Genomic DNA, 13,275 nt, shown 5'->3' with positions numbered 1-13,275 from the left:
AAAGCGCGCTCCAAGATTTTGAATCTACGCATCGTGCTTTCCGAAAATCGATTTCGATTTTCGGGCCGATGCGTTAGGTTTCCGCTGAAATTCTTGAAGCTCTTTCAAGACGGGTGCCGCTTTGCGACGACAGCAGGCCGCGCATACCATGCCTGCGGGAACACAGAACATATCTGGCAAACCAGATGGGAGGCACTGTGAGTGCAAATCAGGACGACGCAAACCTGCTTGAGGTTCGTGGCCTTACCAAGACGTTCGGCACACTGACAGCGTGCGACCATGTCGATCTCACCGTCGCAAAAGGCGAGATCCATGCGTTGCTCGGCGAGAACGGCGCCGGCAAGTCGACGCTCGTCAAAATGCTGTTCGGAACGCTGGAGCCCAATTCGGGCGAGATTTTCTGGAACGGCCAGGCGGTCACGATCACCAATCCCGGCTTTGCGAAGAAGCTTGGCATCGGCATGGTGTTCCAGCATTTTTCGCTGTTCGAGGCACTGACGGCGGCCGAGAACATCGCGCTGTCGCTGGACGACGGTTCGCCGATCAGCACGATTGCCGCGAAGGCGAGGGCGCTTTCCTATAGCTACGGCCTGCCGCTCGATCCGCAATCGCTGGTCGGCGACCTCTCGGTCGGTGAGCGCCAGCGCATCGAGATCATCCGCTGTCTTCTGCAGACGCCGCAACTCATCATCCTCGACGAGCCGACCTCGGTGCTGACGCCACAGGAAGCCGACAAGCTGTTCGAGACGCTCGAACGGCTGCGATCGGAAGGAAAGTCCATCCTCTACATTTCGCACCGGCTGGAAGAGGTCAAGCGTATCTGCGACCGCGCCACTGTGCTGCGCCACGGCAAGGTGGTTGGCCATTGCAATCCGCGCAAGGAGACCGCGGCATCGCTGGCCCGCATGATGGTCGGCAACGACGTGCAGGCCGTGGTGCGCGCGCCGGCCCAGGGTATCGAGACCGCGCAGCCGCTGCTTGAAATCCGCGCGCTCAGCCGCAAGCCGGCAACGCCGTTCTCGATCCCGCTCAGAAACATCAACTTGACCGTACGCGCCGGCGAAGTGATCGGCATTGCAGGCGTCGCCGGCAACGGCCAGGGCGAGTTCTTCGAATCCGTTTCCGGCGAGGTGTCGCAGCAGGATGCCGCCTCGGTACGCATCCGCGGCAAGGACGCCGGCGGCCTCAGCATCACCGGCAGGCGGCTGATGGGCGCTGCCTTCGTGCCGGAAGAGCGGCTCGGCCACGGTGCAGCACCCCGCATGAAGCTTTCGGAAAACCTGCTGCTGTCGCGCCATGCCACCGACGGCAAGGTGTTTGTCGGCGCCGGCGGAATGGTCAAAAGCGATGCGATCTATGCCGCTGCCCAACGCATCATCAAGGCGATGGATGTGCGCAAGAGCGCTCCGGACCCGGAAGCGGCAGCGCTTTCAGGCGGCAATCTGCAGAAATTCATTGTCGGCCGCGAACTCGACCGCAGGCCAAGCGTCATGGTCGTCAATCAGCCGACCTGGGGCGTCGACGCCGGTGCGGCCGCCCACATTCGGCAAACGCTGATCGAATTGGCGCGCAGCGGCTCGGCAGTGCTGGTCATCAGCCAGGATCTCGACGAATTGTTCGAGATATCCGACGCGATCGCGGTGATGCACAATGGCGAGTTGTCGAAGCCTTTGCCGATCGCCGAGGCCACGTTCGAAAAGATCGGACTGCTGATGGGCGGGGCCGAGCCGGGCCACGCCGAACACGCTCTGGAGACGTCATGATGCGCCTCGAACTCGTCAAACGGCCGCAGCGCTCGATGCTGTTCTCGGCGCTGTCGCCCTTCATTGCGTTCGTGCTGACGATCATTGCCGGCGCCATCCTGTTCGCGCTGCTTGGCGTCAATCCCTTGAAGGCGTTCCAAATCTACTTCCTCGAGCCTGTCAGTCAGGTCTGGCAGCTGCACGAGCTGGCGATCAAGGCGGCACCGCTCATCCTGATCGGGGTCGGCCTGTCGGTTTGCTACAGAGCCAACATCTGGAACATCGGCGCGGAAGGCCAGTTCATCCTGGGCGGCATCGTCGGCTCGAGCATTCCGGTGCTGTTTCCGCAGTTTGAAGGCCCGCTGGTGCTGCCGCTGATGCTGCTGTTCGGCATGGTCGGCGGTGCGGCCTACGCCGCCATTCCCGCCCTGCTCAAGGCGCGCTTCAACACCAACGAGATCCTGACCAGCCTGATGCTGGTCTATGTCGCGCAGCTGTTCCTCGACTGGCTGGTGCGCGGGCCGTGGCGCGATCCGAAGGGCTTCAATTTCCCGCAGACGATACAGTTCAACGACTCGGCGATATTGCCGGAACTGATGCCGGCCTCCGGCCGGGCCAATTGGGGCTTCGTGTTCGCGCTGGTCGCGGCGGTGCTGGTCTGGATCCTGATGAGCCGCATGCTGAAAGGCTTTGAGGTCCGCGTGCTCGGCTCTAGCCCCAGGGCAGGGCGCTTCGCCGGCTTCGGCATCAACCGGATGGTGTTCTTCGCCTTCATGCTGTCGGGGGCACTGGCCGGACTTGCCGGCATCTCGGAAGTCTCCGGCGCCATCGGCCAGCTGCAGCCGGTGATTTCGCCCGGCTACGGCTTTGCCGCCATCATCGTGGCGTTCCTCGGCCGGCTCAATCCATTAGGCATTGTCGCGGCGGGCCTGGTGCTGGCGCTGACCTATCTCGGCGGCGAGGCAGTGCAAAGCGCGGTCGGCATCTCCGACAAGGTGGCGCGCGTGTTCCAGGGCATGCTCCTGTTCTTCGTGCTCGGCTGCGACACGCTCATTCACTACCGCATTCGCCTGATCGGCTTGGCTGCGCCGACGCTTGAATCCGCGCCGAAGCTGGAGGAGGCCCGCTGATGGACATCACCGTCAACATTCTTTTGACCATCGCAACCGCGGCGACGCCTTTGCTGATCGCGGCGATCGGCGAGCTGGTGGTCGAACGTTCCGGCGTGCTCAATCTCGGCGTCGAAGGCATGATGATCATGGGGGCGGTCGGCGGTTTCGGCGCCGGCTATCTCACCGGATCGCCATGGATCGGGTTGTTGGCGGCGATCGCCCTGGGTGCGGTGTTTTCACTGCTGTTCGCCGTCATGACGTTGTCGCTGGCCACCAACCAGGTGGCGACCGGCCTGTCGCTGACATTGCTCGGCCTCGGCCTTTCCGGCATGATGGGCACCAGCTTTGTCGGCCAGCCCGGCGCGAGGCTGCCAAACCTCGACATTCCCGGCCTGACAGCGATGCCCGTCATCGGCAGGTTGTTGTTCGGCCAGGACCCGATCTTCTACATCTCGATTGCATTGACCGCCGCCGTCATGTGGTTCCTGTTCAAGACCCGCACCGGACTGACGCTGCGCTCGATCGGCGACAGCCACACATCGGCCCATGCGCTTGGCATCAAGGTCATCCGATACCGCTACCTGGCGGTGATCTTCGGCGGCGCCTGTGCGGGCCTTGCCGGGGGGCACTTGTCGCTGGTCTATACGCCGCAATGGGTGGAGAACATGACCGCCGGACGCGGCTGGATCGCGCTGGCGCTGGTCGTGTTCGCATCATGGCGGCCATGGCGGGTGCTGGCTGGCGCCTATATCTTCGGCGCGGTCTGGATCGGCCAGCTTCATGCACAGGCTTTTGGCATTCCGGTTCCCTCGCAACTGCTTTCTTCGTTGCCCTATCTGGCAACCATCGTGGTTCTCGTTCTAATCTCACGCAACAAGCGTTTGACGATGATGAACACACCGGCTTCCTTGGGGCAGCCATTCGTTCCGGATCGTTGACGATAAAAGACAAACGGGAAGCTCCAAGGCTTAACTCAGAGAGGTAACACGATGAAAAAACTGCTTATTGCGCTGATGGCCGCGGCGGCGGCATTGTCGCTGGCGGCGACCGCCGAAGCGCAGGAAAAGCTGAAAGCCTGTTGGGTCTATACCGGCCCGATCGGCGATTTTGGCTATTCCTACCAGCATGACCAGGGCCGCCTGGACGTAGAGAAGGCACTCGGCGACAAGGTCGAGACCGCTTATCTGGAGAACGTCTCCGAGGGTCCCGATGCCGATCGTGCCTTCGAGCGCCTGGCGCGCGAAGGATGCAAGATCATTTTCGGCACCTCCTTCGGCTTCATGGACCCCGAAGTGAAGGTCGCCAAAAAATTCCCCGACGTGATGTTCGAGCACGCGACCGGCTACAAGACGGCCGAAAATCTCGGCATCTACAACGCACGCTTCTACGAAGGCCGCTACATCCTCGGCCAGATCGCCGCCAAGCAATCGAAGTCGGGCGTCGCCGGCTACATCGTTTCGTTCCCGATTCCCGAAGTGGTGATGGGTATCAATTCCTTCATGCTCGGAGCCCAGTCGATCAAGCCGGATTTCAAGGCGAAGATCGTCTGGATCAATTCATGGTTCGATCCGGGCAAGGAAGCCGATGCCGCCAAGGCTCTGTTCGACCAGGGTGCCGACATCATCGTCCAGCACACCGACTCGACCGCTCCCCTGCAAGTCGCCGAAGAGCGCGGACTGCAGGGCTTCGGCCAGTCTTCGGACATGATCAAGTTCGCCCCCAAGGCGCAGTTGACCTCGATCGTCGACGATTGGGGCCCGTATTATATCGGCCGGGTGAAGGCTGCACTCGACGGCACCTGGAAACCCGGCAATGTTTGGCTGGGCATCAAGGACGGCGCCGTTAAGATGGCCCCTTACACCAACATGCCCGACGACGTGAAGGCGATGGCGGAAGCCACCGAGAAGAAGATCGTCGAAGGATGGAACCCGTTCACCGGGCCGATCGCCAAGCAGGACGGCACGCCGTGGCTGAAGGAAGGCGAAGTCGCCGACGATCCGACGCTGCTCGGCATGAACTTCTACGTCAAGGGCGTCGACGACAAGCTGCCGCAGTAAGCGCAAGCTGGGCCGAAATCTTGACAGGAAGGGCGCCGCACAGCGCCCTTTCGTTTTAGCAACAGCCCGAAATCGTCGCAGCGCCCGTTTGACGGCCTTGGTGAGGCCGCGCTTGTAGCCGGCGACATGGACCTTGAACATCTTGCCCTTCGGAGCGTTGTGGCCGCGATAGCCGGCATCGGTGACGATCTTGCCGAGGCTGACGCCGATGGTGTCCTCGATTGCGGGGATGATGGTGGCCAGCGTGTGGCCATCATAAGGATTGCCGGGCAGCGCGTTGACATGGGCGACGAACTGGCCGCCGCGGCTGCGCTGCAGCGGGGTGGCGACGGAGACCTTGACGCCGAACTCGTAGGGCTTGTGGGGCTTGCCCTTGCCGATGCACTCGACCTCCGGAGCGTGCAGGGAATACACCTTCTTGCCCCGCTCGCGCTGGCGCTGATCCCTGACGCGCCCGGCAGGGCAAAGGCCTGCATCAGTTCCGGCCGCCCGACGAGCTTGCGGGTGATGTCGCGGATCACCGCTCCCAGCATGGTGCGCAGGCGCTTGAGCTGCCGGTTGGCCCGCTTGAACTGCTTGGCATGGGCATAGCGCTGATGCTTGATCAGCGCGATCTTGCCGACCCGCACATAGGATTGGCGCAGGGCAATGCCTTGCCTCTTGGCCAGCTTCACCAGCCGCTCGCGGGCGCGATGCATCAGCTTGGCGTCGGTGGGAAAGGTGATGGCCTTTTCCTGCACGGTGGTGTCGACGATCACCGCGCGGAAGTCCGACGGCTTGGCCGCCTCCAGCCTGGCCGCCGCTGCAAGACTTTCCTGGAGCAGCGCCATCAGCCGCTCCTCGCCCATGCGCAGCCGCCAGCGCGTCAGCGAGCTGCGGTCGAAAGCGAGGCGGTGCTGGAAGAACTCCTCGCCGCAGAACAGCTGGTAGTAGGGATTCTCCAGCCAGCGTTCGCACAGGCTTTCGTCGGACAGGTTGTGCATCGACTTGAGAATGGCCAATCCCGCCATTAGCCGGGTCGGCAAAGGCGGCCGGCCAGGATCGTCGCCATAGACCTCGCCGAGCCGCTCTTCCAGGAAGCGCCAGTCGATCGTCTTGGCCAGCTTCACCAGCGCATGATCCATATTGAGGATGTGGTCGAGCCGGGATCGCAACAGGTCCGTCTGGCCGCTCTCGCGCCGTTCCTTCGGCCGCATCGCTAGCTCCTTCGCTGCTTCGCAAGAACAGTCGAATCACGCGTACAGACACGATTACAATTTGCCGGAAATCGCCACGCAAAGCCACGAAATTCGGCAATCTGAAACCCGAAATCAGGGGAAATTGTTAAACGAAATCAAAGCATTCCGAGTTCTTCACGGCTGACGGGCAAGTAGCGCCAGGTCCTGACGTCCAGCACTCAACCGAAGGAGCGCTTCCCTTGATGCGTCAAAAGCGAAACACTGCACCGAGTATCGGACCCTGCTGCACGGTGTCGTAGACAAAGCCGTCATTCTCGTAGTCGACGCCCGAGGCGCGGTAACCGAGCACGGCAGAGAACGAGTCGGTGAATTGATAGCCAGCGCCAGCCATGACGTCCCAGGTCACGTCGGCGGAGACGCCACCCCCCAGGAATCCCCAACCCGTAAGGTACAATTGCGGGGTGAAAGAGTAGCGGGCCTTCAGACCTACGATGGGATCGGCCCAGGTTTGCTGGTCCGACAAGGAGACGCCGGCGAGCAGGCCGGGGCCATTGAAATCGATCTCGTTCTTGAGCGAGTAGAGCCGGAAGCCTGCTAACACATCGAGACTCACCTCAGGCGCATCGACAAGCCGATACTCTGCCGCAGTCGTCCACATCAGGCTTTGGCTCGTGACGTCCGCACTGCTGGCCAGAATGCCGAATGGGGTATCCGAGGAGCCCGACAGCCGCACATAGTTGAAGTCAGTGAAGATGCCGAACCGCTCGTATCGCGCCTCGGCCAGTCCCATGACTGCTATGTCGAAGTTCGAAAGTATGTCGCCGATGCTGGCGTCGACATGGGCTGTCCGGCCGCCCGCCCCTACTGTGCCCTCAAGCCCAGCCAGCCAACCATAGCCGGCGACCGAGAATGTCCAGCCCGATGGGGCCTGATATTCGACCGTCTCGGCCCCGGGATAGACCGCATCGGCAGCAGCAGCCACGCTGATCGAAATAGCCAGGCTGCAACCAGCAGCCGCGAGCACGTTCAATTTCAATTTCCCCTCCTCGTGTTGTCAACGAAACTCATTATTGCTCGCTCCCCGCATCGAATCCAGATGCACTGCTAGACAACCGGCGCGGCCCGGGGATTCGACGAAGCGAGCCCGGATGCTGCTGCCTGTACGATTCGTCTCGATCAGCCCGCCGGACTGTACCAGATCGGCGAGGTGTACGCGCGCTCCTGCATCTCCATCGTCGCTTCCGGCGGCATTTTTACGCCGAAATATTTGGCGTCGTAGGCGGTCCAGCGCGGCGTCGGGATTTCCAGCACGCGGCCGTAATAGAACGCCCGCTGGGTCGGATCGAACTCGGGATCGACCCAGACGGCGACCAGTTCCGGCGCCCCTATCGTGTTGGTCCAGGTGGCATTGGCGACATCGACAGTGCTTCCGACCGAAGGCACCTTGCCGTTAGCGCCCGGCTTGCGGTCGCCCGACCACGCAACGTCATAGACCTTTTCCTGCACTTCGCCGGCGGCATCGAGCCATCCCTTGACGATTTGGTAGCGATCGAGGTTTGCGCCGATTGGATCCTTCAGCGCCGCAACCAGGAAGGTCGGCGCCTTGCCTTCCGGCGCGGCTGTGAGATCGCCGCCCATCGGCACGCCTTTTGAGTAGCCGACGACTGCCGGACTCCGCGAATTGGCATCCGCGGCGACGAAATCGAAACCGGCAAAGAAGCGGACTGCCATGCGCGGACCCGTTGTCGCATAGGTCTCTCGGCGTTCCATCGCGTCGAAAATGGCATGACGCGTGTTCTCGGTGGCCCACACCGCGGCATAGCCGGACGATGTCTGCTCCCAGCCCATGATGGTAGCCTTCTCGGTCTTGACGAACGGGTGCGTAGCCCGCTCGGCGCTGGGCTCGCTGCTCGAGGTCTTACCGAAGAAATTGTCCTCCTCGACGGCAGCCAGCCCGGTGTGCGCATCAGTCGAGCCGATCATGCCGAACTTGTATGGATTGATGCCGAGTTCCTTCTCCAACTTGAGCCCATTCTTCAGCGCCGAGCGTGCATATTCGAACTCCAGCATATCGGGCGTCTTGACGACCGTCAGGTCGAGGTTGCCTTTGTCCCACGTCTCAAAATTCGCGAACTCGTCGTTCGGCGACAGGAAAGGATGCGCCTCTCCATCGCCCTTGATCTGGGTGGCTTCGTAAAGCCGCTCCCATCTGGCGCGGGTCTCGGCATATTCCCGGTCGATGGGCTTGTTAACGCCCGGTTCCACGATCGGGAACATGATACCGTTGGAGAGATTGCCGTTGTGCGCGATCGCCAGTACGTCGCCGCCGGTTTTTTCCTCATAGGCCGACATCCATTTCCACAGGTCGCGCGGATTGTCGCTACCAGGGGGAAGAACCGTATATGGGACGACCTGTCCGGCGCGGTCCCCATTGTCGCGGAACAGGACGTTGCGATGCAGATTGTTGCCGCCCGTGTTGGACGTCCACTCGTAGCCGATGATCGCCGTAAAGCGTCCCGGCTCGTTTGCTTCCTCCGCTGCGTCGATGGTCTCCTGCCATGCCGAGCGATAGGGGGCGGAGTCGGGGGAATAGAGGATCGGTCCCTTGAACTTGCCGGCGCCAAAGGAGACGATGATGTCGATCGCAGCTTCCGCGCCTTTGCCCGACTGGATCATGTCGTACCATTTCCGGCCGAGCGGATCGGCGAGAAGTCCGGGCTTTCCCGCAAGCAGATCCGGGAAAAAGCCCATATTGTCCGAATGGTCGGCGACGACCAGAAAATCGAGTGGCCGCGACAGCTTCGTCAGTTGCCCGGAGGATGCCGTAACCTCCTCGCCCCTGCCGAAACGATAGGCGTCGCGAGGGCTGAGACGCGCACCGAAGGCGCCGGCATCCATGGAGAATGAGGTGTGGAGGTGAGTGTCCCCGAACAGCGGCCGCGTCGGGAAATTTCGGCCGGCCGCCGGCGAATAGGGCTTTTTGGCGGGAAAGACCTTCTCTGCCGCTTCCTTGTCCAGGGTGCCGGAATCCTGCGCTGCTGCTGGCAGCGCACCTATCACGCTGGCAGCTCCAAGAGCGGCAACCGAGACAAAGTACAAAAGTCCGAGCGTTCTCATCATAGTCCTCCTCCAACTGTTTGGCGCATGCCAAAGCGAATTATTCCCTGGAAAACTGGTCATCGGAGACCGCCGCACCGCGTGAACACGGCCTTGGAACTCCCGCCTTGATCAGCGCTTGAAAGGTACATAGCGATCGCGAAATGCGATGCTTCGTCCAGGCCAACGCCCGCATTCAGAATTTCACGCAGCCGGGGCACGAAACGAACCACTTTCCAATCGGACAGGTCATTTGCGACATTCCCGGCAAGCTCGGGGTGGTGTGCGAGCAGGCGACCGTAAGCTTCGACGATCGCGGACCGCAGTTCGACGGCCCCGCCCGTCCCCTGTACCGACAGTGCTTTCACGATTTCGAGCAGCTCAGCATTACTTCGGGCCGGCTCGACGAAGTATTCTTCCGTGAGCTGCGTCACCCCGTCCGCGCCCGTCATTTCGATGAGAGCAGTGGCATAGGCACCGAGGTTGATCGTCAGCCCATACTTCGCCGCGGTCTTCAGTTTTCCGCGAACGAAGGCGATGTCGTCCGGGCGGTCCGACATGCCGAGCATGAGGATGTAGAGCCCATGCCATTCGACATGAAACAAGTCGTTGACGATTCGATAGATGTCGTCACGCACAACTCTTGTTTTGAGATCGCGCAGCGTTGCGTAGGGCGCGCGCGCGACCTCGAGGAAGGCCAGTTCGGCGAGCCTGCGATCTTCGTGCCGTAGGTAAGTGGCGAAGAACACCGCGCGTTCGGCCGGCGTCTTCGAGCTCTTGTCCCATTGGGCCACCTGGCGCATTACACTTTGATACTCGCGCCCCGCCATGCCAAGCGCCCTCCAGGTCCCGCCGGGACCGTTCTGGACAAGAATAACCTGGAGAGCCGGATACAGCTGGAGGGCGCGGGCCGTCGTCGAATCGAGGAACAGAGGGATGGCGCTGCCGTCGTAGCGTCCCTTGAATGTTTCCAGCACCACGTAAGAGAAAGGTCTTGCCGGATTCTCGCGCGCGAAGACCGCCGTGCCGCTCCCGACGACCTGGTCGGCATTCGTCACTTGAGGATAGGGCATACAGAGCTCGCAGGCATGCGCCGGCGTCGCGGTCAGTAGAAGCGCCGCGGCAATCATGCATATCAGCGATGCCAGTGCTGCGCTTGTCAGCCTGGTTCGCCAATCCCTGCGCGAGGTGTTCATATGCCGTCCTTCCTGACAATCTTAAAAGGTCGCGACACGTTCGATCACCCAGAACATTGCAATCGTGCCGATAGCGTATGGCGGTACAAGATCCAGCCAGGTCGGCAGCGACCGCCTGCGGACCCGGATCAGTGCAACCAGGGCGAGTACGGCTCCGACAAAAAGAAGCTGTCCGATTTCAACGCCGAGGTTGAAGAACAGCAGCGCCACCGGAATCTGCCCGGGCGGCAATCCGATCTCGCTCAGGGCCCCGGCAAAGCCGAAACCGTGGAGAAGCCCGAATGCGAAGGCTACCAGCCAGGGTGCGCGGGCGGCTAAACTTCTGCGCCCTTGGCGCACGTGGACGATCTCGACGGCAACGAACGCGATCGACAACGCGATTACGGCCTCGACCGGCGGCGAGGGGATGTGAACAAAGCCGAGCGTCGCCAGCGCGAGCGTGATGCTATGCGCGACGGTAAAGGCGGTGATCGTCTTGATAAGCCGCCACGTACCCGCGGTGATGATGAGCAGGGCTAGCACGAAGAGGAGGTGATCGAAGCCGAGCAGAATGTGCTCGACGCCAAGTTTGAGATAGATGGCCGCCGTAAACCAGCGGCTTGGAGTTGCAGGTATCGTCGCTTCCGGGGCGCCGGGCGTCAGCCGCTCGATCCACACGTCGCCGCTGGCGAACTCGACGCGCACGAGCGCATCCGTCATCGTGTTTTGCAGCCCGTCAATCGATACCACCTGGCCTTCCAACGGCTCGACCGCGCGCATCTGCCAGGTCTGCACCATTGCGTCGCCGGTCGGGCGCGAGACGACCGGCGTGAGGTTCTCGACCTTGCCCGAGAATGCTGCCGACAGCGCCAGACGCGCGTCACCCTGCATCGGTGTCTTGAACAGCACGCTGAACTCGTTCGGCGCCTGTTCCTGAACGCTGAGGTAGGCGGGGCGCACCTCATGCGCCGAGGCAACCTCCGGGAACAGCATGGCGACGGCCGCTGCCAGCACGACCAGCCGAACGCACTCCATCGCGGCGCGGGCACCACGCGCCAGCGCAGACCATTTGGTCAGCGGGTTCATTGCGCGGCCACCTTCGGAGTGGTCTCTGGGCCGAGCGTCGCTTTCGTGCTGTCGTCCAGCTCCACGCCATACTTGTTGCGCAGCGCGATCAGATAATCTCGGCTGAACTCGGTCTGCTTCGCAGAGCGCCACTCAGCGAGGACGGCATCCCTGACCGTCTCGAAGGGCTTCGGCGCAGTCGCGGTGCGTTGCGTGACGAGGACCAGATGGAAGCCATAGCCGGATTTCACCGGGCCCCGCCATCCGCCCGGTTCGAGTGCAAACACCTCGCGCGCAAAATCGGCACCGAACATTCCGGACAGTGCCAACTCGTCGGTATCGGCGAAGCTGTCGCCGAACAGCAGCCGGTCGCCCGCGGTCGAACCGTCCTTTGTATTCGCTGACAGCGCACCCAGCGCGGCGGTCGCGTCCGCCGCAGCATCCTTGCGATGCTCCGGGTTGAAATAGACCTGCCGGAACGAGAGTCTTCCGGGCGTCTCGAAGTGCGCAAGATTGAGGCCATAGAACTGCCGCAGCTCCGCTTCGATCGGCTCGGCAAGCCGGGCCGTGTCCTCGACGAGGAATTTCAGCTTTTGCGCCAGGCGGCGGCGAACGATGGTGTCATCCTGTTCGAGACCCATCTGCTGCGCTTCGCGCGCCATCAGTTTCTCGCTCAGCAGATCGTCGACAAGACCCTTGAGCTCATCGGCTGTCGGCTCGCGCAGCCACTGGCTCGCCCAGGTCTGCTTGAGCCAGCGCACGTCGCCTTCGCCGATCCGGACCGGTTCGACGATTGTGGCTTCAGCTTCCTTGTCGTTCAGCCAGGAATAGCCGCCAAACAACATCGCGCCGATGACGGCGAAATGCAGGAGAGGTTCCCTGAGCAACATCATACGCTTTCCTGCTTCCCCCGCCGCCGCATACCTCTTCCTTCGCTCCTGCATGGATGGTAGGTCCCAAAGAACCGGGACGGAATGTAAGTTACGTGGGCAAGCACGTAACAGCGCAACAACGGTGTAACGGCGACATAGATCTGCGGGTGCCCCTTCAAAGCACTACCTCTCGCACTTCTTCGTCGACGGTGCCGACAGGGCACATTCCTTGCCAGCACTCGGTTTCTGGCTGGTCTGGGAACCCGTCAAGGCGCCAATGTGATTGCCTAAATTTTCTCTGCTGTTTTGATCGACCGCTGCAACGGGTGCCGCAATCACCAGCCCTGCCGCGCTGCCCGCCGCTGCCGCCGCACCGGTCGTTGCCTGAATGATCGTGTCGCCCAGGCCTACCCTGTTGTCGGTCAACGTCTGGCCGCCGGCCATACGCGCCCCGATCAGTTGCACGATCTGCGGTGACGACGCGAACTTGCCGTGATGCAAACGATCCCCGGATTTGATTTTCGTCAGATCGATGACGGTTATGTTGTTGCTGGCGAGTTCCTCCTTGTATGGAGCTTGTTCCGGATCGATCGATCCGAGCCGGGGGATATTGCCCCAGACCCGTCGCGACACTTTGAGCGCGCGATCGTCCTGCGAGACAAAGAGGGTGAACTGCGGGTGCTGCTTGCCCATGTCGGCAATCTGGGTGCGAAACACGTCGACATCGACATCAGGCGCCGCCAGCATGACGTTTTTGAACTTCGCCGGCAGGCCGCCATTGCGGATGGCCATCTGGCGCAAGCCTTCCAACGCCAGCCAGTTGCCCATCGAATGGGCGAGGATCGAAACTTCCTTTATCTGGGGATCGCGTGCGAGATATTGGAACAGCAGTTCGAGGGCATTTCGCGTGTAGTTGGTGCTTTCGCGATCATAGCCATAGGCCAGCGCACTGCCTCGGGAGGGCCATGTGACCAGGAT

10 protein-coding genes and 1 pseudogene are annotated in these 13,275 nt (G+C 61.8%); 4 read left to right on the top strand and 7 right to left on the bottom strand.

The annotated features are described in order from the left end of the window. Nucleotides 1–185: 185 nt before the first annotated feature. Genes CIT31_RS24095 through CIT31_RS24080 form a run of 4 tightly spaced genes read left to right on the top strand, consistent with a single transcriptional unit; the run spans nucleotide 186 to nucleotide 4,911 of the window. A complete protein-coding gene (locus CIT31_RS24095; protein WP_165778540.1) occupies nucleotides 186–1,763 on the top strand; it encodes an ABC transporter ATP-binding protein in 1,578 nt (525 codons plus the stop codon). Further along, complete coding sequence (locus CIT31_RS24090) at nucleotides 1,760–2,872, top strand: ABC transporter permease (protein WP_095520666.1); 1,113 nt, start codon at nucleotides 1,760–1,762, stop codon at nucleotides 2,870–2,872. The genes CIT31_RS24095 and CIT31_RS24090 overlap by 4 nt, the downstream gene beginning before the upstream one ends. Then, nucleotides 2,872–3,792 (top strand): ABC transporter permease, encoded by a 921-nt coding sequence (locus CIT31_RS24085; RefSeq protein WP_077377988.1) that lies wholly within the window; start codon nucleotides 2,872–2,874, stop codon nucleotides 3,790–3,792. The genes CIT31_RS24090 and CIT31_RS24085 overlap by 1 nt, the downstream gene beginning before the upstream one ends. A gap of 51 nt (nucleotides 3,793–3,843) precedes the next feature. Continuing rightward, entirely contained in the window at nucleotides 3,844–4,911 is a 1,068-nt protein-coding gene (locus CIT31_RS24080) for a BMP family ABC transporter substrate-binding protein (protein ID WP_095520665.1), read from the top strand. A 45-nt stretch (nucleotides 4,912–4,956) separates the two neighbouring features. Here the strand turns inward: CIT31_RS24080 and CIT31_RS24075 are convergent. The 7 genes and pseudogenes from CIT31_RS24075 to CIT31_RS24045 all read right to left on the bottom strand — a co-directional run. Next, a pseudogene (locus CIT31_RS24075) lies at nucleotides 4,957–6,107 on the bottom strand (IS5 family transposase); the annotation flags it as partial. 229 nt (nucleotides 6,108–6,336) lie between these two features. Then, on the bottom strand, nucleotides 6,337–7,125 hold the full coding sequence (locus CIT31_RS24070) for a porin family protein (protein WP_095520664.1): 789 nt from the start codon (nucleotides 7,123–7,125) through the stop codon (nucleotides 6,337–6,339). A 140-nt stretch (nucleotides 7,126–7,265) separates the two neighbouring features. After that, complete coding sequence (locus CIT31_RS24065; protein WP_425350645.1) at nucleotides 7,266–9,209, bottom strand: DUF3604 domain-containing protein; 1,944 nt, start codon at nucleotides 9,207–9,209, stop codon at nucleotides 7,266–7,268. A gap of 56 nt (nucleotides 9,210–9,265) precedes the next feature. Further along, nucleotides 9,266–10,381, bottom strand: a complete 1,116-nt coding sequence (locus CIT31_RS24060; RefSeq protein WP_095520663.1) for a hypothetical protein — start codon at nucleotides 10,379–10,381, stop codon at nucleotides 9,266–9,268. Between the two features lie 21 nt (nucleotides 10,382–10,402). Beyond that, the gene (locus CIT31_RS24055) at nucleotides 10,403–11,395 is read right to left on the bottom strand and encodes a HupE/UreJ family protein (protein WP_095520783.1); all 993 of its coding nucleotides are present in this window, start codon (nucleotides 11,393–11,395) and stop codon (nucleotides 10,403–10,405) included. A 47-nt stretch (nucleotides 11,396–11,442) separates the two neighbouring features. Continuing rightward, nucleotides 11,443–12,318 (bottom strand): peptidyl-prolyl cis-trans isomerase, encoded by an 876-nt coding sequence (locus CIT31_RS24050; RefSeq protein ID WP_095520662.1) that lies wholly within the window; start codon nucleotides 12,316–12,318, stop codon nucleotides 11,443–11,445. A gap of 162 nt (nucleotides 12,319–12,480) precedes the next feature. Then, nucleotides 12,481–13,275: alpha/beta hydrolase (locus tag CIT31_RS24045; protein ID WP_133116202.1), on the bottom strand; the 795-nt coding region annotated here is incomplete at its 5' end.

Source organism: Mesorhizobium wenxiniae (assembly GCF_002284535.1).
In the GTDB taxonomy this organism is placed as follows: Bacteria; Pseudomonadota; Alphaproteobacteria; order Rhizobiales; family Rhizobiaceae; genus Mesorhizobium; species Mesorhizobium wenxiniae.
Note: the sequence above shows the minus strand (reverse complement) of the source record. Positions and strands in the feature narration are given on the sequence as shown.